Raw genomic sequence first — 20,773 nt, forward strand, 5'->3', positions numbered from 1 at the left:
AGATTAAGCAGCTTTAGCTTTGACCAATTCTTCTTGGCTGACGCGGTTGCGGCCGTTGCGCTTGGAAGCATAGAGCGCTGCATCGGCGCGCTCGACCATATCGTTTGGCTTCTCAGCCTGACGACGTTGCGAGACACCCAGCGAAATGGTGATTTTGCCAAGGTCTTCGTTTGAAGCGCGACGCACCAGACGTTTGCCTTCGACGGTTTGGCGGATTCTTTCTGCAATCGCCATGGCTGTCTTCCGGTCTGTCATCGGAGCAATCATCGCGAATTCTTCGCCACCCAAGCGGGCAACAACACCACCTTTAGGCTTTGCGCGGTCCATAACGGTCGCAACAAAGCGGATAACTTGATCGCCTGTCTGATGCCCGAACGTGTCATTGATGCGCTTGAAAAAGTCGATATCGGCCATAATGACGGTCACGGGGCCAGCACCGCGATCGGATGCCGAGCACATCTCTACAAGACGGCTGTCAAATTCTTTGCGGTTTGCGAGGCCTGTCAGTGAGTCCGTTGCAGCTTCAATCCGCACTTGTTCTAACTGCACGCGCAGAGCTTCAATCTCAACGCTAGATTCTGCAAGCTTGGTTTCAAGGTTCTTAGATTGAGCGGCCATTTCACTGGTTGCGCCAACCAGACTATCGACTAAGTCACGGGTGATGAGCGGGCTATCCGTTTTAGCGAGTTCTCGCTTGGCCACTTCCAATTGTTCGCCATAGGCCTTGGTTTTGATCCCGGCGTTCAACAAGCCCTGGCGCACATCTTCCATTTCGGCAGCAATTTTGCCACCGGCCTTCATCATGCGCGAACCAATGGCTAAGTCTTCAAAATACTTGATGTAAAGCGTGTCACAAACATGGTCGTCAATCACGCGCTTTGCGGCGATCATCATCTCAAGCTCAGCGCGAAGGTCAGCCTGTACCCCAGTATGATAAGCCAACCATACGGCATAATTTTCTGGTGATGGCGTGATTTTTCGCTCTTTGAGCGATTTCACCGCAGCATCCGCTATCGCCATTCCTTGTTCGCCGACCAGGATTTCTACCACTTTTTCCACCACAGACCTATTACTACGGGTCATATATAGCGGGGCCAGTATGGAGATTGCGTAAACGCGGCGACTTATTTTACTTGCAGGCTTGGAAAAAACTGCAATTCGTGCGCATAGATAGGGTCGAAAAAGTACCACGCGGTGCAAATAAAAGACTTAGGGAGCCAGTATCATGAACGACATGACCTTCTCAGTACGTGGAGACGGCGAAACCATCGCGAGATTGAACCAGATTCTAGCCATCCAAAAGGCGGCCCAATTACGTGACGGGATTCCCTCAGCAGAAGTGCGGATCAACCGAATCGATCGTTGTATTGGATTGCTGGTCGATCATGCAGAGCAAATCGCTGATGCTTTGTCGGAAGACTTTTCATGCCGGGCGCGTGAAACCAGCCTGATCACCGATGTCGCCAGCTCGCTCGGACCGCTTAAGGATGCCAAGGCGCATTTGGCAAAATGGATGCGGCCTGAAAAGCGCAAAACCTCGCCCTCGCTCTTGGGCTTGTTGGGCGCAAAGGCTGAAGTCCGCTATCAGCCCAAAGGTGTTGTCGGCATCATCGCACCTTGGAATTTTCCAGTTAATCTGACATTTGCGCCGCTCGCGCAAATCTTGGCCGCGGGCAATCGCGCGATGATCAAGCCGTCAGAGTTAACGCCTGTCACATCCGAATTGTTGCGCCAGATGTTTGCCAAAGCCTTTTCTGAAGAAGAGATCGCGGTGATTACAGGTGGGCCCGATGTCGGCCAAGCCTTCTCGCGCTTGGCTTTTGACCACATGATTTTCACAGGCGGAACCTCCATTGGCCGCCACATCATGCGCGCAGCTTCTGAAAACCTCGTTCCTGTGACGCTGGAACTGGGTGGGAAGAGCCCGGTGATTGTGTCACGCTCTGCCGATGTCGCCACGACCGCCGACCGGATAATGGCCGGTAAGACCCTGAATGCTGGCCAGATTTGTTTGGCACCCGACTATCTGTTGGTGCCGACTGAAAAGCGGGATGAACTGGTTGGCGCTTTGACCAAATCCGTTACCGCCATGTATCCGAAATTGCGCGATAACCCAGACTACACAGCCATAATCTCACCACGCCACTTTGACCGGATTCAAGCTTTGCTGACCGATGCCAAAGCAAAGGGTGCGACAATTGTAGAGATCAATCCCGCAGGTGAGGACTTCTCATCGCAGAATGGTCGTAAAATTCCGCCAACCTTGGTCCTCGATACCACCGAAGACATGAGCATCATGCAGGAAGAGATCTTTGGCCCTGTGCTTCCGATCAAAACCTATTCCGATGTCAAAGAAGCCGTCGGCTATGTGAATGCTAATGATCGTCCACTGGGCTTCTATTACTTTGGTGCTGACCCAAGTGAGCAGGAATATGTGTTGACCAACACCACCTCTGGCGGGGTAACGGTCAATGACGTGATCTTCCACATTGCTATGGAAGATTTGCCATTCGGTGGCATCGGCCCATCTGGCATGGGGTCCTATCATGGGCATGACGGCTTTAAAGAGTTCAGCCATGCCCGGTCGGTGTACAGCCAGTTGAAAAAGGATTTGGGGCCGATGAAGGCCTTGCGACCACCTTACGGCAAAGGCGTTCGCGACTATATCGCCAGTCAAATCAAGCGCTAAAGCGCCATCTGCAGGCAAAAAAAGGCGCGGGACCCTAAGGTCTCGCGCCTTATACTTGTTGAGCCAGTTAACGCCTTACGGTTTGATCATCGAGAAATGGCCGACATCGATGCGGCCAGTCCGGAAACCTGCCTCGCAATAGGCTAGGTAAAAGCGCCACAATTGCTTGAACCGCTCATCAAAGCCCATGTCCTTGATGTGGATCCATTCTGCCAAAAAGGTCTTTGCCCAAGCAGCCAATGTGTCGGCATAGGACAGACCAAAAGCAGCCGTGCTCTGCCAGACCAAACCGGCGCGTGCCACTTCCAGCTTGAGACGGGGCACGCTGGGCAACATGCCACCCGGGAAGACATAGCTTTGGATGAAGTCCGCGCGGCTGCGATATTCTTCAAATAAGCGCTCATCAATCGTGATGATTTGCAGGCCAGCTTTACCGCCTGGCTTCAAGACCGAATTGACCTTGTCGAAATAGGTCGACCAATATTGTTCGCCGACCGCTTCGAACATTTCGATCGAAACGACCGCATCAAATTGACCCTTGATATCGCGGTAATCCATCAGCTGGATTTCAGCGAGATCGCTTAAGCCTGCCTTGGCCAAGCGTTCGGTCGCATATTTGTACTGTTCTTCCGAAATGGTGACCCCGGTGACCCGCGCGCCATACTCTCGGGCAGCAAATTCGGCAAAGCCGCCCCAGCCGCAGCCAATCTCGAGTACATGCTGACCGGCTTTAAGGCTGACTTGCTCTGCCAAGGCGCGATATTTGTTCATTTGCGCGCTCGTCAAATCCTGACCGTCTTTTTCATAGACGGCGGATGAATAGGTCATGCTGGGATCAAGCCACCGCGAATAGAAATTATTGCCCAAGTCATAATGGGCGAGAATGTTCTTCTTCGAGCCAGTTTTGGTATTCCGCTTCAAGAATTTGTGACGGAAATTATTGATCACGGCCCACAAGGGTCCCCCAATCAAAAGCTTGGGCATCAAATCTAGGTTGGACGAGAAGACCTCTAGCAAAACGGCAAGATCGGGCGTGTCCCACTCGCCAGCCATCAAGCCTTCTGCAAAGCCAATATCACCTTGAGCGGCAACACGCTTGATAAAACTAAAGTTTATGATTTGAAGCACCGCACTTTTACCGGGCTTCTCACCTTGGAAAATCAGTTTGCGACCATCGGGCAACCACACCCGAATCTCGCCTTCCACGATATTGCTCATCGCCACGGCCGCCATTTTAAAGGCCATCGGGACTTGGCGAAGTTGGCGCGCCAATTTTGGCGTCATGATCACGGAGTTGGCGTTTTGATCGTCACTCATGGGGCGATGGAATCCTGCTTAATCTGGCAACACTGGCGGAAATGGGCGGTTTCGGTTTATGGTAATAGCGTGCACCTTTTACCAATAATTTCAAGGCTTCCCAGTGAATGCCTAAGACAACTTTGAACGTCAAGAACGGAATCGCAAAAAATGCGCGGGCCAGATTTTTGTCATTCAATGTTTCTCTACGCAATTTCAGCGAGGCCAGATGATCTCGAACTGCTTCTGAGTATTTATCGATTGTGAGCGAGAGCGTTTCGCCGCTGGTCCGCAGGGTGAACGCATATCGGCCTGATACATCGAAGAAGGGTGAGACGTGGAAGACTTTATCGGCTTCTTGGTGCTCAACCCCATGTCCGCTAGCGGGCGCGACATAGCTGTGCGTCTCACTAAAGGTGTTGTTCACCTCATAAATCACGGCAGCTAAGCTGAGATCGTGATGATAGGCTAAGAAAACCGAGATCGGGTTGAATACAAATCCAAGGACACGCGGAAAGGTCAATAAATGGATTGGCCCGCCCTCATAGGCAATATTGGCTGCAGACAATTGGGCTTCAGCCCAAATCCGTAAGGGCGCACCCGTTCGATCACCGTGGTCCTTGTCATAAAAGGCCAGTGGCGCAAACCGATTGTGCGCCATCCATTTCAAACCCCGAAATTGCGCATCTGGGTCGTCCACATCAATCAAGATCTGATAGAGGTCATAGGCCAAGCGATGCTCAAACGGTTGAAAGCGGACGTGGATGGTCCGGCCTCGCATCAGTCCAAGGTTGGTCATGTCGGTCACAATGCCGGTTCTGCTTTCTGTGCGGGTTGATCTTGAGTCATAGCCAAGGTTGAACGTGAAACCGGGGGCAATTCGCGCAAAATATCGTCATCGACGAAGGTCCAAGGGATTTGACCGCCCAGTTTCAGGGCGACCCGCAGACCTGCCCGCAAGCCGTCTTCATGGAAGCCATATCCCTGCCAAGCCCCGGCAAACCAAGTCTTGTTGACGCCTTGGATTGACAGAATTTGGCGTTGCGCTTGTGCCGCTGGGGTATCAAATTGAGGGTGGGCATAGTTGAAGCGGGCAAACACGTTGGCCTCATCAATCGGCTTTGCCGGGTTCAAGGTTACAAATAGCGGAAAATTGCTATCTTGGCCTTGCAGGCGGTTCATCCAATAGGTCAGTTCAATGGGCGCATCAGGATCACCCCGCGAGACATTCCAACTCGCCCAAGCCGCTTTGCGGGTTGGCATATAGCTGGCGTCTTTGTGCAAGATCGCTTCATTTGGTGCGTAGCGGACGGCCCCCAATATCGCGCTTTCTTGAGGGGTCGCATCGGCCAATAGGGCAAGGGCCTCATCAGAGTGGCAGGCGAGGATAACTTCGTCGAACCGATGGCTGGTTCCACCTACAACTACATCCACACCGTCTGCGTCGCGGCGCACTTGGGTAACGGCGGCTTGCAAGTGGACGCGATCTCCCAGAGCTTGAGCAAACTTTTCGACATAGCGGCGCGAACCGCCTGTAACGGTGCGCCAATTCGGCCGTTCAAAATGGACGAGGCGATGGTTATTGAAGAAGCGAACAAAGCTTGCCGCGGGATAATCCAGCATGCCCTTCTCCGGCGTCGACCAAATGGCCGCGCCCATTGGCACGAGGTAGCGTTCCAAGAAGCGCTGAGACAGCCCCAGTTTGGCGCTGTACGCACCTAAACTCATGGTTTGAAGGGCTGGATCTTGAACGTCCTTTTGGGCTTGAGAGTTAAAGCGCAACATATCGGCCAAAAGCGCCCAGTGACTGAGATCAAAGGCATTGCGCTTCCAAGCGAAATAGCCCGGCGCGCCATCCGAACCCCATTCGCTGCCGGCGCGGCCATCGCGAACCGAAAAGCTCATATCCGATTGTTGGGTTGGTACATTTAGAGCTTCAAATAGCGCAATTAGATTAGGGTAGTTCAGCGCATTATAGACGATGAAGCCGGTATCAACGTCGAGCTTCTTGCCGTCATAATCGACCGTGACGGTGTTGGAATGGCCGCCTAAACGCGCCTCTTTCTCAAACACAGTCACCTCATGCTGATCTTTCAAGGCCCAAGCGGCGGAGAGACCGGTAATCCCTGTGCCAATGATCGCGATTTTCATTCCAGGTCTCCAGAGGTATTCTGCTTGAGGCTTGCAAGGGCATCTAATGCGCGCTTGCGGCCTTTTTCATGATTGACGATGGGCAAGGGATAAGTCCCCCCGAGATGCACGCCAGCCATGCGAAGCGTTTCGGTCGGGCATTCAAACGGGCGGTGAAGGTTCTTGTTGGGAAGTTTCGCCAGCTCTGGCACCCAAGCGCGCACATACTGACCATCAGGGTCAAACTTTTCGCCTTGTGACATTGGATTGAAGATGCGGAAATAGGGGGCGGCATCGGCACCACAGCCTGCAACCCACTGCCAACCCGCTGCATTATTAGCGACGTCAGCATCTACCAATGTGTCCCAGAACCAAGCTTCGCCCACGCGCCAATCTTCCAGCAAATGTTTGACCAAGAAGGACGCAACAATCATGCGCACACGATTATGCATCCATCCTGTCTTCCATAGTTGACGCATACCTGCGTCCACAATGGGGTAACCTGTTTGTCCGCGTTGCCAAGCCCGCTGTGCGGATGGATCGTTTTTCCATGGGAAGCTTCGAAACGCTTCCTTCCAACTCTTCTGCGGAAAATCCTCATAGTGATAGATTAATTGGGTGGAGAATTCGCGCCAGCCGAGCTCAGAAAGAAAGACTTGGCCGTCGTGTTGCAAGGCAGGATTGGCCCGCATCGCTGCCCGCGCGGCATTCCACACCCGGCGGATGGAGATTTCGCCAAAATGCAGGTGAGGAGATAGAAACGAGGTTGCTGGTTTGCTCGGAATGTTTCGTCCCTCGCCATAGCCCAAAAGCGTATTTTCGATGAAATGAGCCAGCCGCTTTTGAGCACCGGCTTCACCGGGCTCCCAAGTGTCTGCCAGACCGCTAGACCAATCCGGGGTTTTGGGCAGTAAGTTCCAGTCTTCCAACGAGTCTGAATGGATATCAGGCGCGTTATGGCCGGTTAAGGGCGGGATAGGGGCCGCAAGCTCTGCCCAAGCATCACATAGGGGCTGGGCCGCTCTGAAAAAGGGCGTGAAGACTTTGAAGGCTCCTCCGGCTCCGGTCTTCACTTCCCAAGGCTCAGTCAGAACCTGCGCTTTATGGCTGCCTACGTCGACGCCCATATCCGTCAGCTCTGCCTTGATAGCTGCATCCACCGGGCGCGACCACGCATAATAGCGCCGGTTCCAATGGACACTGGATGCGCCCAATTCCTTGGCTAGGGCGGGGATGAGCTTACGTGGGTCGCCTTGTTGTAGGATCAAGCTAATCCCGTGTTGGGCCAGTTCAGCCTTTAGGCTGATAAGGCTGTGATGCAGCCACCACTTTAACGCCCCGCCAAGCGGTCTGCCCAAGTCGCCGCCGGTTTCAAGAATATAGATCGCACAAACCGGGCCAGCTTGGGCAACGGCAGCCAAAGCAGGATGATCATCAATCCGTAAGTCATCGCGAAACCAAACGAGAGACGGGCGTGCAGCAGGGGAATGGCCGGATGTGGCGGATTGCATAATACCATCTACGAGTGAAGCGTGGGGTCGGATTGCTGGTGGCTGCTTAAGGTAAGATCAGGCCAAGGCCCTGTCTCAGTCCGACGATTTCACCAACACATAAGTTCCTGGCGCGTCGCCAATGACTGCCACTTCATGATCTCCCGGCACGCGTGCAGGCACTTGGCCGCCAGAACGCTCGCCCAGCCATTTCGCCCAATCTGGCCACCACGAGCCCTTATATTCAACCAGTTGCGCCTGCCATTGGTCAGACGTGTCTGGTAGATCTTTCATGGTTTCCGGCGGCAGCCAGTGCTGATACTTTTTTGCTTCCGGATGATTGATCACCCCAGCAATATGACCAGACCCCGCAAGGATCATGCGAACCGGCCCACCAAAAAGCTTAGCCCCACGATAGATCGACCGCCAAGGCGCAATGTGGTCCTCTTTGGAAGATTGCATATAGATGGGCGTATCCACGTTCTTCAGGTTCAGAAGATAACCCGACAAGGTCATCTCACCTCGGCCCAAGCGGTTCTGGCGATAGAAATTATCCAGATAATAGAGATGGAGCGCCTTTGGCATCCGCGTCTGGTCAGCATTCCAGAACAAAAGGTCGAATGGCTTTGGATCTTTGCCCATCAGATAATTATTGACCACAAAGGACCACACAAGGTCATTGGCGCGCAGGAAATTAAACGTCTCGCCCATCACGGTCGCATCAAGCACGCCACCAGCATGCTCAATCTCATCCTTGATGTATTGGATGGCCGCATCATCGGTAAAGACTTTAAGGTCGCCGGCCTCTTCAAAGTCGGATTGGGACGCAAAGAAGGTGGCCGAATTGATGCGCTTGTCACCCGTTTGCGCCATGACTGCCATGGTGGAGGCCAGAAGCGTGCCGCCGATGCAATAGCCGACTGTGTTGACCTTGTCTTGACCTGTTGCGCGCGTAACTACGTCCAGCGCTTCGTAAATGCCCAGACGGGAATAGTCTTCAAACGTCTTCTCGGCATGCTCAACACCGGGATTGAGCCAAGAGACGACGAACACGCTGTGACCTTGCTCCGTCAGCCATTTCACCATGGAATTATCTTGGCGCATGTCCAAGATGTAGAATTTATTGATCCAAGGCGGAAAGAATAGGATCGGGGTCGCGAAGACCGTAGGCGTCACTGGATCATATTGGATGATCTCAAGAATTTCGCCGCGATGGATAACTTTGCCCGGCGTGATTGCGATATTTTCGCCGATCTTGAATGGCCGCTCATCGACTTGGGCCGGGGTGAGGCGACCATGCCCGCGTTTGAGGTCTTGTTCGAGATTGGCGAGGCCGCGCAAAACACTTTGCCCGCCGGTGCGTAATGCTTCGCGCAGGGCGACCGGATTGGTCATCAAGAAGTTTGACGGGGCAAAGGCGTCGGCGAATTGCTTGTTAAAAAAGGTCGCCTTGCGGCGCGTCATATCGTCGATGCCATCGACATGATCAATCAGGCCCGTGAACCAATTGGCTGTATGCAAATAGGTTTTCTGCAAGAGATTGAACATAGGCAGCTTGTGCCAATCGGGGTCTGCAAAGCGCTTATCGGCATATTTGGGGTCTGGTTTGGTCTCGGTCGTGTCATCCTTCAAACTCGATTTGATGGAGTCAGCCCAAATCTCTGCAAAGCCTTGCCAAAGCTCTTGATGGGCGGCCATCAGCTTTTCGGGATTGCCTGCAAGGCGCGTTGCCACATCGGCGGCATAAGGCGCAAGGCCATAAGGGTCGGCGCGAAGGGGGCGCGCATCCTCGGCCATGACCCCGTCAACGGCGGACACGCCTAGTGCACCCATCCGAGTGACCGCATCGCCCAAGTTCCGCGTCAGAGTTTCAAGGGTTTCGAGATTCTGGGCTTGCAGCGCATCCATTAATCCGCCGGCTTCATTGGCCTTTGATAGTGGCGGCTCAGTCTCGGGCTTTGGGCGGGCCGTCTCCGTGTCTTGGCCATCCGATTTCTGTTTAGCCATTATTTTTGCCCCATCATTTCTGCCAATTCGCCGCGCATATCATGAATTTATGCACTCTTTGCCTTGCAGCAAACACCGCAGCGGCGCAATAAAACACTGTAGCGATTTGCGGTGGGAACTTCCACTGCTTATGGCTCTAACCCGTTAGCGGCAGCATGGCACATTTGGCGTGTCGTGTCCTTGCCGCTCACCTTGATGTGACACAGGAAAGTGCTGCGGCGATGCCGACTAAAGCGACACCAGCCCACGTCCAACCTACGCACCAATTACGGTGCAAGCCGAAGGTGTTTGCGCTTGGGCTCCTTTTTGTGCCGCTCTGCGCGTGTCAAACGCTTGGCCAAGAGGAAGGCTTTCTGCCAGACACAATCCGGTCTGCCAGCGCGGTGTTGAAGCCCGGTGATTATCCAGACTTAACGAAAATCCCCGACGCTCCAACAGATTTGCCAAGCCAAAAGGCTTGGGCAAACTTGCAGTCTGGTTTACAGGCAGATGCCAAGCGTCTCGACGCCAACCCAAATTCCAAGCCAATTCCCGCCGGCGAGATTGACCAGGCTTGGGCCAAGGCAGCAAAGCAAACCATGGATTCCAATTCTGCCTCGGCTCAGACCGCGCAAACGGACGCGGAGTCGGACGCTTGGGCTGCGGCCGCACGAGCTAAGATGGAGGCGGATATTGCGCGTCTGCCTCCAACCTAGTTTCGCGCAATAGAGCATCTTTCCTGATACAAAGGGGGCAAATAGTCCCCAAATGAAATAAAGGTTTTCCGCCATGATCGGCGATTTTTATAAAATTAAGCGCCTTCCTCCTTATGTGTTCGAGGAAGTGAACAAACTCAAAGCTCGTTTGCGGGCGAACGGAACTGACATCATTGACTTTGGCATGGGCAATCCTGATTTGCCGGTGCCAGAACATATCGTTGAAAAGCTGGTTGAAACGGCGCGAAAGCCACGCAGTAATCGCTATTCGGCATCGCGCGGTATTCCGGGGCTGCGTCGCGCTATGGCGGGCTATTATGATCGTCGGTTTGGTGTGAAACTAAATCCTGACACCGAGATTGTCGCGACTTTGGGTTCCAAAGAAGGCTTTGCAAACCTCGCGCAAGCCATTTGTGCGCCGGGCGATGTGGTGATTGCCCCCAATCCGTCTTACCCTATTCATGCTTTTGGCTTCATCATGGCTGGCGGTGTCATTCGCTCGATCGAAGCCCATAGCCCAGAACAATATCTAGCTGGCATCAGTCGGGCCGTACGCCATTCTGTTCCGCCACCAATTGCGATGATCGTCTGCTATCCCGCCAATCCAACTGCTCAAGTGGTGGAGCTTGATTATTATAAAGAGGTCGTGGCGCTCGCTAAAAAGCACAATATGCTGGTGATCTCCGACATGGCCTATTCGGAAATCTATTTCGATGAATCCAAGCCCCCGCCAAGCATCCTGCAAGTCGAAGGTGCGAAGGATGTGGTGGTTGAGGTCAACACCTTGTCGAAAACCTATTCCATGGCAGGCTTTCGCGTCGGCTTTGCTTTGGGCAATGAGCGGGTGATCGCCGCGTTGGCGCGGGTGAAATCCTATTTGGACTATGGGGCCTATACGCCGGTGCAAGTGGCGGCGGTCGAAGCGCTGAATGGACCTCAGGAGTGTGTGGCAGAGATGCGCGCGATTTATAAGGCGCGTCGTGACGCACTGATTGACTCCTTCTCGCGGGCTGGCTGGGATGTTCCAGAACCTCAGGCCTCGATGTTTGCTTGGTCCTTGATCCCTGAGAAATTTAGAGGACTCGGTTCAGTTGAATTCTCTAAGCGATTGGTGGAAAAGGCTGGCGTCGCCGTGGCACCCGGGGCAGGTTTTGGCGAGTATGGCGATGAATATGTGCGTATCGCTCTGGTTGAGAACGAGCAAAGAATTCGCCAAGCCGCGCGTGCTGTGCGGAAGTTTTTGATCGAGGAGAGTGGGTCGATTTAGACCCACACTCTGATCTAGTCGTAATGAACAGGCCTTTATGCCTGATAGAGAGATTTATATGGGTATCTTGAGAATTGGGATTGCCGGCCTCGGCACAGTGGGTGGCGGGCTTTTGAAGCTGGCATACGGGCAGGGCCCCTTGGCTTCGACTGTGAAAGTGGCAGGGGTTTCAGCCCGCACCAAAGGCCGTACGCGTGACGTCGACATTTCTGGCATCGCTTGGTTTGACGATCCTGTCGAACTGGCTTCCAGCCCGGACATTGACGTGTTTGTCGAATTGATGGGCGGCTCTGAAGGCAGCGCTAAGGCTGCTGTCGAGGCTGCTCTTACGGCTGGCAAGCACGTGGTTACAGCCAATAAAGCGCTGTTGGCCGAGCATGGGGCAGCCCTTGCCTCGCTCGCCGCCAAGCATGGCGCAGAAATTCGCTATGAGGCAGCCGTAGCTGGTGGTATTCCGGTCATTAAGGCCCTGCGTGAAGGCTTGGCTGCTAATTACATCACTGCTGTTAGTGGTGTCTTGAACGGCACGTGCAATTACATCCTCACCGAGATGGACCTAACAGGGCGCAGCTTTAGCGAGGTTTTGGCCGATGCACAGCGCCTTGGCTATGCTGAAGCAGATCCGACACTCGATGTCTCTGGCGCGGATGCCGGGCATAAGCTGGCCATTCTGTCTGCGATTGCCTTTGGCGGCGCACCAAACTTTGCCGCCTTGCGCCTTGAGGGCATCCAAGCGATTGAGCCGATTGATTTGGAAAGCGCTAAATTTCTTGGCCGCCGCGTAAAGCTATTGGCCAAAGCGGCCCGCGTGGGGGATAGCGTTGTTCAATCTGTACGCCCAACTCTATTGGCGCAAGATCATCCAATCGCGCGCGTCAATGGTCCTCTCAATGCAGTCGTGATCGATGCAGACCCAGTCGGTCGTTTGTCTTTGGTTGGCGCTGGGGCAGGGGCTGGGCCGACAGCTTCGGCAGTTGCGGGCGATTTGATTGATCTTTCGCACGAAGATTCACGGCCTGTGTTTTCCGGTCCCGGTCAAGCCAACCAATTGACCGCAGCCACGGGTGGGCTTTTGGTTTCATCGAAATTCTATGTTCGCTTACGTGTCCCCGACAGGGCTGGAACCATCGCGAAAATCACCGATACGCTGGCAAAGCACCTTGTTTCCATCGAAAGCTTCCTGCAAAAGCCCCCCGAAGATGCATCCCGTGTGCCCATCGTGCTGACCACTCAGCCCATGGCAGAGCAGGATTTGTTGGACGCCTTGGATGAGCTTTCTCGACTGGACGTCCTGGTTGAGGCCCCAGTCTTGATGCCTCTGGAAGACTAATCACGGCCCGTTGGCCTGTTCATGATCTCTAGTAAAGTTGGACCTTTTATGACTGTAAACCTTCCCCCTGATATCGCCGCTGGTGCTTTGGCAGCTACCGAGGCCGCCGCAATTGCCTCCTATCGGGGCATTGGCCGGGGAGACGAGAAGGCCGCCGATCAATTGGCCGTTGACGCGATGCGGACGGGTCTGAATGCCATAGCCATGAAGGGCCGTGTGGTCATTGGTGAGGGCGAGCGCGATGAAGCGCCGATGCTTTATATTGGGGAAGAAGTTGGGACCGGAGAAGGCGGCGAGTTTGATATCGCGCTGGATCCTTTGGAAGGCACGACTCTGACTGCGAAAGCGATGCCCAACGCCTTAGCCGTTTTGGCCATCGCACCTAAAGGCGGGCTTTTGTATGCCCCAGATACTTATATGGACAAAATCGCGGTTGGCCCCGACCTGCCAGCGGGCGTTGTCGACATTGATCGCACCCCAGCTGAGAACGTCATTGCTTTGGCGAAGGCCAAGGGCGTTGAGCCAGCAAACATCGGCGTCTGCGTGCTGGACCGTCCACGCCATAGCGGAATCATTGAAAGCCTGCGCTCCGTTGGAGCCCGTATTCATCTGATCACCGATGGCGATGTTGCAGGCGTAATCTACACCACGGACCCTGAAACCGGGATCGACCTTTATTTGGGTCAAGGCGGCGCGCCCGAGGGTGTGTTGGCTGCTGCAGCCCTAAAGTGCGTCGGCGGTCAATTCCAAGGTCGTTTGGTTTTCCGCAATGAGGATGAAAAAGGCCGGGCCCGTCGCATAGGCATCACGGATTTCAACCGCACCTACCAATTGGACGAATTGGTCTCAACCGACGTGGTCTTCTCCGCGACAGGCGTGACTAATGGTGCGCTGGTGGCAGGCGTGAAAGCAACTTCCAAGGGCTTTGTGACTGAGACTTTGGTTTTGGACTCAGCTGCGAAGACCGCTCGTGTCGTTCGCACCCAGCACCTAGGCTAGGGTGATGCTTGGCTCTTTCCTCGGAACAGAGTCGAGCCTGACTGGTCGGAGATGGCTTCAGCGTTTGCCCGATGGGCAGTCTGAAGCGGACATTGGTGTTTTGGAAGAAGGCGTGCGTCGTCTCGGCATTGGGGCGATGCAAGCCAAGCTTTTGGTTGCGCGCGGGGCGGTGCCTGACACCGCGATGCGCATCTTATCACCCAAGCTCAAAAACGAGCTGCCTGAGCCCTTCACCCTGCAAGACATGGAGAAGGCGGTTGAGGCCATCCTTGCCGCTGTGCAGGACCAAAGGGCCATTACCATTCTGGCCGACTATGATGTCGATGGCGGGACTTCTGGCGCTTTGCTTTTAAGCTGGTTCAAAGCGATTGGCGCGCGCGCCAATGTGTTTGTGCCTGACCGCATTTTGGACGGCTATGGCCCTAGCCCAAAGATCGTCAACAAGATCAAGGCTAGCGGCACCGATCTTCTGATTACAGTCGATTGTGGGGCGGCCGCCTATGCTGCGCTCGAGGAAGCCGCCCGAATTGGCTTGGATGTGGTGGTGTTTGACCACCATTTGATGCATGGCGCGCCGCCACCTGCTTTGGCGGTCGTCAATCCTAATCGGCAAGATGATCGCTCGAGTTTAGGCCATTTAACGGCCGCAGGTGTGGTCTTTGTGGCGCTGGTTGCCCTCAATCGTGCGGCGCGTCAGCAAGGGCTTTGGTCTGGTTCAGAATATGATCTCTTAAGCCGTCTTGACCTCGCAGCGCTTGGAACAATTTGCGATGTTGCCCCGCTGACAGGCCTCAACCGTGCTCTGGTGGCCCAAGGCTTGAAGGTGCAGGAGAAACTGACCAATCCGGGTCTTGCGGCTTTGGCGGTGACGTCGAAACTTAAGGACCCCGGCAGTGTCTATGCGTCTGGTTGGGTATTTGGCCCACGCTTGAATGCAGGGGGCCGCGTAGGGGATTCCTCGCTCGCGGTGCGGCTCTTGTCGACCGACAATGCTGCTGAAGCTTCCCAAATCGCAGAAGAGCTCGAACTCCTCAATCAAGAACGTCGCGCCATTGAGGCCAATGTGCTTGAAGAAGCCATTGCTCGGGTTGAACGGGGTGAAGCAGGGCCGCTGGATGGCCCGCTTTTGATGCTGGGCGCGCCGGGTTGGCATCCTGGCATCATCGGCATTGTGGCTGGGCGCTTGAAAGACCGTTTCCATCGCCCTGTCATTGTCATTGGCTCCGCCGATCCAGATGATCCCCATGCAAAGGGGTCTGGCAGATCAGTGCCGGGCATTAATCTGGGCGCAGCTGTTTCTGGTGCCGCAAGTGACGGCGTCATTCTGGCTGGCGGTGGGCATGCGATGGCCGCGGGCCTAACCATGACATTCAAGGACCTAAGGTCCGTCCATCAGGACCTGGCTCGCCGATTACGCACCGAATCGGACGCGACTGGCACCAGCCGTGATTTGGCCATCGACGCCCTTGTTGGGCTAGGGGCCGCAACGCCCGAACTCCTCGATGCCATGGCAGAGGTTGGTCCTTATGGTGCGGGTTGGCCTGACCCGGTCTTTGCCTTTGCCGATGTGCGTCCCTATGCGGCCGCGCCCGTTGGAACTGGCCATGTGCGCCTGATGCTGGAAGACCAATCCGGACAAAGAATCAAAGCGATTGCATTTCGCGCTTTGAACACGCCGTTAGGCGACGCTTTGATGGGACGACGGCCGGTCCATGTTGTGGTTCGGTTGAAAAAGGATGATTGGCGCGGCGGAAACGCGGTAGATTGTGAGATTATCGATGCAAGTCCTGCATCTTAGCAGCAAAGGCCGCTTGCGTGTTGGCAACGGCCTTTGTATAGAGCGCCCCTCTCGTGTGAACAACGCGTGATGTGGCTCCTTCGTCTATCGGTTAGGACGCCTGATTTTCAATCAGGAAAGACGGGTTCGACTCCCGTAGGAGCTGCCACTCCCACCCCGCGTAAATCCCCATAAATCGGCACTTCATTGCAGTACTTGTCCACAAGTCGCTGCCGCTTGTCGTCGCACTTGGCCGCACACGCTGCCATGATGGACGCCTGATTCGAAGGATAGTGGGTCCATGGGCGATGTAGTGGAATTAGATGGCAGTGGCGGCGACAGCGGCAACATTATCAATGAGCCGTTTGATCGCGCTTTAGAAAGCCGCTACCTGGTCTACGCCTTGTCCACCATTACCAGCCGCGCGCTGCCCGATGTGCGCGATGGCCTAAAGCCCGTTCAGCGCCGCATCATTCATGCCATGGGCGAATTGGGCCTCGACCCATCCAGCAATTTCAAAAAGTGCGCCAAGATCGTCGGTGACGTGATGGGCAAATATCACCCCCATGGCGATAGCGCGATTTACGATGCGCTTGTTCGCTTGGCCCAAGACTTCTCCGTTCGTTATCCATTGGTCGATGGGCAAGGCAATTTCGGCAATATCGACGGCGATTCCGCAGCGGCGTATCGTTATACCGAGGCGCGCCTAACTGCGATTGGCGCGTTACTGATGGAAGGGGTGGATGAGGATTCGGTTCTTTTCCGCGAGACCTATAGCCAAGAGGATGAAGAGCCTTCGGTTCTGCCTGCTGGCTATCCAAACCTATTGGCCAATGGCTCGATGGGCATTGCGGTGGGGATGGCGACGTCGATCCCGCCCCATAATGCAGCTGAGCTGATCGATGCCTGTCTATTGCTGATCGATAAGCCTGAAGCGGATCTGGATGAAATCTTAGGTCTAGTGCCCGGCCCCGATTTCCCGACTGGCGGGATATGTATTGAATCGCGCGCCGCCATCCGTGAAGCCTATGCCACTGGTAAGGGGGGCTTCCGTACCCGCGCCCGCTGGCATGTCGAAGACACAGGGCGCGGCACCTGGCGTATCATCGTGACCGAGACGCCCTATCAGGTGCAAAAGTCCAAGATTGTTGAGCGCTTGGCAGAGCTCATTGAAAACAAGAAGGCCCCACTGTTAGGCGATGTACGCGATGAAAGCGCTGAAGACATCCGTCTCGTCCTCGAGCCGCGCGCGCGCACGGTTGAGCCCGAACAATTGATGGAGAGCTTGTTCAAGCTCACCGATCTGGAAAACCGCTTCTCGATGAACCTCAACGTACTGGACGCAAAAGGCGCGCCGCGTGTGATGAGCTTGATTGAGTGTTTGAAGGCGTTTCTCGATCACAAGCGGGACGTGATTGTCGCGCGTGCCAATTGGCGACTACGCAAGATTGAGGCGCGTTTGGAGATTTTGGCGGGCTTGCTCGTCGCCTATCTCAATCTCGACGAGGTCATCCGCATCATCCGCTATGAGGATGAGCCCAAGCAAGTCTTGATCAAGACGTTTGACCTAACCGATGTCCAAGCCAATGCCATTCTCGACACGCGCTTGCGCAATTTGCGTAAGCTCGAAGAGATGGAAATTCGCCAAGAGAATGAAGATTTAAAGGCCGAACGCGAAGGCCTGATGGCAATGATTGCTTCGCCCGCTTTGCAATGGGCGCAAGCATCTGAAGAATTGCGCGAAATCCAGTCGGCTTTCTCCAAAGATACCCCACTCGGTGCGCGCCGCACAACCTTTGCCGACGCTCCAGTGGCCCTGTCGTTGAGTGCCGAGGCCTTCGTGACACGCGAACCCATCACGGTGGTTTTGTCGCAAAAGGGCTGGATCCGGGCGCTGAAGGGCAAGATCGATGATCTCTCGACCGTCAAATATAAGGATGGAGACGGCTATTACCTCTCGCTCCATGCCGAGACGACGGACCGCATCGTTCTATTTGCCACTGATGGCCGCGCCTTTGCCTTGGCGGGTGATAAATTGCCCGGTGGCCGGGGCTTAGGCGAACCCGTGCGCCTGTCCATTGATTTGGGCGAAGAGTACGACATTCTGGCCATGTTCTTGCCCAAGCCCGATGGCGAGCGCTTGATTGTCGCCAGCTCTGGTTATGGCTTTGTGGTCAGCGACGAAGAATGTGCGGCCATGCGTCGCTCGGGCAAGCAAGTCTTGAACCTGGATGACGGGGCGAAGACCGCGGTGGTTGCCCCCATCCAGGGCGACATGGTGGCTGTGGTAGGTGAGAACCGGAAACTCGTGGTCTTCAAAACCGAAGAATTACCACGCATGGGCCGGGGCAAAGGCGTCAAATTGCAAGCCTATAAGGATGGTGGCCTTTTGGACGCACTGACCTTCAAGGCAGACGAAGGCCTCGCATGGTACGACACCTCCGGCCGCCGCCGCGATGTACCCGACTGGAAAGACTATGTCGCCAAACGCGCCGCCGCCGGCCGCATGGTCCCACGCGGCTTCTCGCGGTCGGGCAAGTTTGTGGGGTAGGGGCTAAAGTCCCCCTTCCCCTAACGGGGCGAGGGGAGTGACCTTGCTCCCAAGCTTGCGCAAAAAGTTTGGTGGGCGGCTTCAAGGCAAGTGAAGAGCCGCGTAATGCTTGAGCGGAGGCACGACTACACCGATCTCAGAAATTTCATGACCTTGGTGCATTCCATTGATGGACCGCACCCCACAGCGCGAAGTCTATTGCTTACGAGCACACACATCCAATACTGCATATCCCTATCGACCATTCCCTGTATGATTGCGCTCAACAAGAGATGGAGGGCGCAGATGACTTGGGCGACTGAAAGATTGGATTTGCTGAAGACAGGGGCCGCAGTTTTGCCCCCGGTGGTTCAAACTCTGCAACTTGGTGGGTTAGATGATTGGGGCGCTGGTTGGGTGCGCAAACGTTGGATTCCAAATCCGGACTTACTAAATGTGGATGGGTCATTGTTCGGTGGCTATCTCACCGCACTTGCGGACCAAGCAGCCGCGTTCGCGGCGATGACGTTGGTTCCAGATGACATGGTATTTCGAACCACGAACCTTACAATGAACTTTGTTCGTGTCGGGCGCGCTGAGGCACTTTTGATAGAGGCGAGGGTGGTCGCTCAGACGAGCCAAATGATCACATGCCGAGTAGAGCTGAAGCGCGAGAACGACGAGCTGATTGCCGACGCCTCTTCGCAACAGCTGCTTTCTCCGATCAAAGCCTAGCACGTGTGACCACTCGTAACCCTGAGGGGTTTGCCAAACACCCACCCAGCAAAAAGGGCGCTGGTCAACCAAGCGCCCTTTAAATCAAGTTCGATATTGAGAAGCCTAGAACGCCGCGTTCAACCGCACTGACACAGGGATTGAGATCCGGTCGGACTTGTCATTGGCCGCAGCCAGGCCCAGCGCGGTTAGGCCAGTGTCGATCTCAGACAGTTTAGAATTGTAACGCACACCAACTTCCGCGCCGATTTCGGCAAATGGTGCGACCAGATAGGTCGCACCGAAGTCAGCGCCGACAACATAGGTAACTTTGTCGTCATAGAGGTTCCACGTGCCAAGGGCAGCATTGGGCACCAGAGAGGTTGACGCTACAACAGTCGCAGACAAGGCGTCCGTTTGGGTTACGCCAGCGCGCAAGGTGTAATAGGTGAACAATCGGTCGCTCAGGAACGGGCTTTCCAGCCATTGACGATAGCCTAGCTCAACGCCCATTTGCTTGAAGTCGCTAAAGGTTGCGGTCAGCGGGGTCGAGCAGTCTGGAGCGCCCGAGACGACGATTTCGACGCAGCCAATGTTGGCGCTTTTGCCGTCGGCTTGGCTATAAGTGATCGCACCAAACATTTCAGAAGTCTGTGTCAAAGCATAGCGCACTTCGATGGTTGCCTTGAGTGGCGCATCTGAGCTGTCTTTAAAGTCTGTCCCGCGAAGCCGCAAAATACCTGTACCCGCAAGGGCTGGATTTAGGGTCGTCAGATTTAGGCTGGCGCTGGATGTTTCATCGATGATCTTGCCACTGACGGGAAACTCATACCCAACCGAACCACCAAAAGAGAACGGTGAATCTGCCAGTGCCGGGCCGCTTAACAAAGCAAGTGCAGGAACAAGATAAGACAAGCGCATAACAGATTACTCCACTCACAAAAAAATCGCTATTTTGCTTGTGGCGCGTAATGCTTAACGTTTCCTAACTTGATAGGTTTATTCGCCTGAATTTCTGGAAAATGCCTCAACACTTCCTAGTCTTTATCAAGTAATGGACTTAAATCAGTCCATCCTGAGGAGCTTAATGCTTCAATAGGTCGGAAGTTGGCTTTATAGGCCATTTTGCGAGAACCGCGCACCCAATAGCCCAAATAGACGTATGGATAACCGACATCTTGGGCTTGGCGTAAATGATCGAGAATCATGAAGCTGCCCAAGCTGCGACTTGATTCGCTTGGGTCAAAAAACGCGTAAACCATCGATAGCCCATCAGCGAGGGCGTCGACCAAGGCACATCCAACCAAACGACCATCTTCGCCATCTAGGCGGTACTCAATTATATGGGTTCGTACCGAGGTTTCTTCGACCATCGCCGAATAATCAAACACCGACATGTCTGACATCCCAGCCCCGAAATGGCGATCCTTCAGATAGGTTTGTAGCAGGGCATATTGCTCATAGGTGGCATGGGCAGTTACCAAGTTTGACACGATGTCCTGATTGCGCGCCAGAACCCGTCGCCAGCGCTTGGCAAAGACAAATTGCGCGGCTGGAACACGAACCGAGACGCAGGCAGCGCACATATCGCAAGCTGGTCGGTAAGCGATGTTTTGTGAGCGACGAAATCCGGCATGGGTCAAGCTGTCATTCAACTCAATCGCATCGGGTCCATCAAGTGCCGCAAAAACCTTCCGTTCCCGCCGCCCGTCTAAATAAGGGCAAGGCTGGGCTGCAGTCAGGTAAAACCTGATATTCTTAGAAGCGGAAATCCGCCCCGCAGGTGAAGTCGGGTCTGTGCTCATGTTGAGAGAGTGTAACAACCTTCCCAGTCTTTCGCCAACACCTG

General features: G+C 54.7%; 16 protein-coding genes and 1 tRNA gene. 9 read left to right on the forward strand and 8 right to left on the reverse strand.

The genetic code is table 11. The annotated features are described in order from the left end of the window. Positions 1 to 3: 3 nt before the first annotated feature. Positions 4 to 1,083 (reverse strand): GGDEF domain-containing protein, encoded by a 1,080-nt coding sequence (locus tag ACIQ20_RS07365; RefSeq protein WP_395778897.1) that lies wholly within the window; start codon positions 1,081 to 1,083, stop codon positions 4 to 6. Between the two features lie 151 nt (positions 1,084 to 1,234). On the opposite strand from ACIQ20_RS07365, the gene ACIQ20_RS07370 reads away from it, so the two are divergent. Beyond that, complete coding sequence (locus ACIQ20_RS07370; RefSeq protein WP_395778951.1) at positions 1,235 to 2,689, forward strand: coniferyl aldehyde dehydrogenase; 1,455 nt, start codon at positions 1,235 to 1,237, stop codon at positions 2,687 to 2,689. A 75-nt stretch (positions 2,690 to 2,764) separates the two neighbouring features. Here ACIQ20_RS07370 and ACIQ20_RS07375 read toward each other — a convergent pair whose 3' ends face one another. The 5 genes from ACIQ20_RS07375 to phaC form a co-directional block, all read right to left on the reverse strand. After that, positions 2,765 to 4,006, reverse strand: a complete 1,242-nt coding sequence (locus ACIQ20_RS07375; protein ID WP_395778899.1) for a class I SAM-dependent methyltransferase — start codon at positions 4,004 to 4,006, stop codon at positions 2,765 to 2,767. Continuing rightward, positions 3,999 to 4,784 carry a DUF1365 domain-containing protein gene (locus ACIQ20_RS07380; protein ID WP_395778901.1) on the reverse strand — a complete coding sequence of 262 codons (786 nt, stop codon included), beginning with the start codon at positions 4,782 to 4,784 and terminating at the stop codon, positions 3,999 to 4,001. Before ACIQ20_RS07380 ends, ACIQ20_RS07375 begins: the two co-directional genes overlap by 8 nt. A gap of 5 nt (positions 4,785 to 4,789) precedes the next feature. After that, a complete protein-coding gene (locus ACIQ20_RS07385) occupies positions 4,790 to 6,136 on the reverse strand; it encodes an NAD(P)/FAD-dependent oxidoreductase (RefSeq protein WP_395778903.1) in 1,347 nt (448 codons plus the stop codon). Beyond that, positions 6,133 to 7,626, reverse strand: coding sequence for a cryptochrome/photolyase family protein (locus ACIQ20_RS07390; protein ID WP_395778905.1), 1,494 nt, complete (start codon positions 7,624 to 7,626; stop codon positions 6,133 to 6,135). The genes ACIQ20_RS07385 and ACIQ20_RS07390 overlap by 4 nt, the downstream gene beginning before the upstream one ends. A gap of 75 nt (positions 7,627 to 7,701) precedes the next feature. After that, positions 7,702 to 9,612, reverse strand: a complete 1,911-nt coding sequence (phaC, locus tag ACIQ20_RS07395; RefSeq protein ID WP_395778907.1) for a class I poly(R)-hydroxyalkanoic acid synthase — start codon at positions 9,610 to 9,612, stop codon at positions 7,702 to 7,704. A gap of 155 nt (positions 9,613 to 9,767) precedes the next feature. On the opposite strand from phaC, the gene ACIQ20_RS07400 reads away from it, so the two are divergent. The 8 genes from ACIQ20_RS07400 to ACIQ20_RS07435 all read left to right on the forward strand — a co-directional run bounded on the left by ACIQ20_RS07400 (position 9,768) and on the right by ACIQ20_RS07435 (position 18,945). Next, positions 9,768 to 10,307, forward strand: coding sequence for a hypothetical protein (locus ACIQ20_RS07400; RefSeq protein ID WP_395778908.1), 540 nt, complete (start codon positions 9,768 to 9,770; stop codon positions 10,305 to 10,307). Between the two features lie 73 nt (positions 10,308 to 10,380). Then, on the forward strand, positions 10,381 to 11,574 hold the full coding sequence (locus ACIQ20_RS07405; RefSeq protein WP_395778909.1) for an LL-diaminopimelate aminotransferase: 1,194 nt from the start codon (positions 10,381 to 10,383) through the stop codon (positions 11,572 to 11,574). Between the two features lie 58 nt (positions 11,575 to 11,632). Continuing rightward, the gene (locus ACIQ20_RS07410) at positions 11,633 to 12,904 is read left to right on the forward strand and encodes a homoserine dehydrogenase (RefSeq protein ID WP_395778911.1); all 1,272 of its coding nucleotides are present in this window, start codon (positions 11,633 to 11,635) and stop codon (positions 12,902 to 12,904) included. Positions 12,905 to 12,952: 48 nt separating this feature from the next. Continuing rightward, the gene (gene glpX, locus ACIQ20_RS07415; protein WP_395778913.1) at positions 12,953 to 13,903 is read left to right on the forward strand and encodes a class II fructose-bisphosphatase; all 951 of its coding nucleotides are present in this window, start codon (positions 12,953 to 12,955) and stop codon (positions 13,901 to 13,903) included. A gap of 4 nt (positions 13,904 to 13,907) precedes the next feature. Beyond that, positions 13,908 to 15,701, forward strand: a complete 1,794-nt coding sequence (recJ, locus tag ACIQ20_RS07420; protein WP_395778915.1) for a single-stranded-DNA-specific exonuclease RecJ — start codon at positions 13,908 to 13,910, stop codon at positions 15,699 to 15,701. Between the two features lie 73 nt (positions 15,702 to 15,774). After that, positions 15,775 to 15,849 (forward strand) — tRNA-Glu (locus tag ACIQ20_RS07425). A 132-nt stretch (positions 15,850 to 15,981) separates the two neighbouring features. Further along, positions 15,982 to 18,231 carry a DNA topoisomerase IV subunit A gene (gene parC / locus ACIQ20_RS07430; protein WP_395778917.1) on the forward strand — a complete coding sequence of 750 codons (2,250 nt, stop codon included), beginning with the start codon at positions 15,982 to 15,984 and terminating at the stop codon, positions 18,229 to 18,231. A gap of 285 nt (positions 18,232 to 18,516) precedes the next feature. Beyond that, positions 18,517 to 18,945, forward strand: a complete 429-nt coding sequence (locus ACIQ20_RS07435; RefSeq protein ID WP_395778919.1) for a PaaI family thioesterase — start codon at positions 18,517 to 18,519, stop codon at positions 18,943 to 18,945. Between the two features lie 105 nt (positions 18,946 to 19,050). On the opposite strand, the gene ACIQ20_RS07440 is transcribed toward ACIQ20_RS07435, so the two are convergent. After that, complete coding sequence (locus tag ACIQ20_RS07440) at positions 19,051 to 19,845, reverse strand: hypothetical protein (protein WP_395778921.1); 795 nt, start codon at positions 19,843 to 19,845, stop codon at positions 19,051 to 19,053. 116 nt (positions 19,846 to 19,961) lie between these two features. After that, positions 19,962 to 20,729 carry an arginyltransferase gene (locus ACIQ20_RS07445; RefSeq protein WP_395778923.1) on the reverse strand — a complete coding sequence of 256 codons (768 nt, stop codon included), beginning with the start codon at positions 20,727 to 20,729 and terminating at the stop codon, positions 19,962 to 19,964. Positions 20,730 to 20,773: the final 44 nt, after the last annotated feature.

The sequence above is a fragment of the Aquidulcibacter sp. genome (assembly GCF_044346625.1).
GTDB lineage: Bacteria > Pseudomonadota > Alphaproteobacteria > Caulobacterales > Aquidulcibacteraceae > Aquidulcibacter.

Excerpts from the sequence above, each read along its gene's own strand:
- ACIQ20_RS07385 (WP_395778903.1), bottom strand. The coding sequence starts at position 6,136 with ATGAAAATCGCGATCATTGGCACAGGGATTACCGGTCTCTCCGCCGCT.
- ACIQ20_RS07380 (WP_395778901.1), bottom strand. The coding sequence starts at position 4,784 with ATGACCAACCTTGGACTGATGCGAGGCCGGACCATCCACGTCCGCTTT.
- ACIQ20_RS07370 (WP_395778951.1), top strand. The coding sequence starts at position 1,235 with ATGACCTTCTCAGTACGTGGAGACGGCGAAACCATCGCGAGATTGAAC.
- glpX (WP_395778913.1), top strand. The coding sequence starts at position 12,953 with ATGACTGTAAACCTTCCCCCTGATATCGCCGCTGGTGCTTTGGCAGCT.
- recJ (WP_395778915.1), top strand. The coding sequence starts at position 13,908 with ATGCTTGGCTCTTTCCTCGGAACAGAGTCGAGCCTGACTGGTCGGAGA.
- parC (WP_395778917.1), top strand. The coding sequence starts at position 15,982 with ATGGGCGATGTAGTGGAATTAGATGGCAGTGGCGGCGACAGCGGCAAC.
- ACIQ20_RS07440 (WP_395778921.1), bottom strand. The coding sequence starts at position 19,845 with ATGCGCTTGTCTTATCTTGTTCCTGCACTTGCTTTGTTAAGCGGCCCG.
- ACIQ20_RS07375 (WP_395778899.1), bottom strand. The coding sequence starts at position 4,006 with ATGAGTGACGATCAAAACGCCAACTCCGTGATCATGACGCCAAAATTG.
- ACIQ20_RS07400 (WP_395778908.1), top strand. The coding sequence starts at position 9,768 with ATGGCACATTTGGCGTGTCGTGTCCTTGCCGCTCACCTTGATGTGACA.
- ACIQ20_RS07445 (WP_395778923.1), bottom strand. The coding sequence starts at position 20,729 with ATGAGCACAGACCCGACTTCACCTGCGGGGCGGATTTCCGCTTCTAAG.
- ACIQ20_RS07410 (WP_395778911.1), top strand. The coding sequence starts at position 11,633 with ATGGGTATCTTGAGAATTGGGATTGCCGGCCTCGGCACAGTGGGTGGC.
- ACIQ20_RS07365 (WP_395778897.1), bottom strand. The coding sequence starts at position 1,083 with ATGACCCGTAGTAATAGGTCTGTGGTGGAAAAAGTGGTAGAAATCCTG.
- phaC (WP_395778907.1), bottom strand. The coding sequence starts at position 9,612 with ATGGCTAAACAGAAATCGGATGGCCAAGACACGGAGACGGCCCGCCCA.
- ACIQ20_RS07405 (WP_395778909.1), top strand. The coding sequence starts at position 10,381 with ATGATCGGCGATTTTTATAAAATTAAGCGCCTTCCTCCTTATGTGTTC.
- ACIQ20_RS07435 (WP_395778919.1), top strand. The coding sequence starts at position 18,517 with ATGACTTGGGCGACTGAAAGATTGGATTTGCTGAAGACAGGGGCCGCA.
- ACIQ20_RS07390 (WP_395778905.1), bottom strand. The coding sequence starts at position 7,626 with ATGCAATCCGCCACATCCGGCCATTCCCCTGCTGCACGCCCGTCTCTC.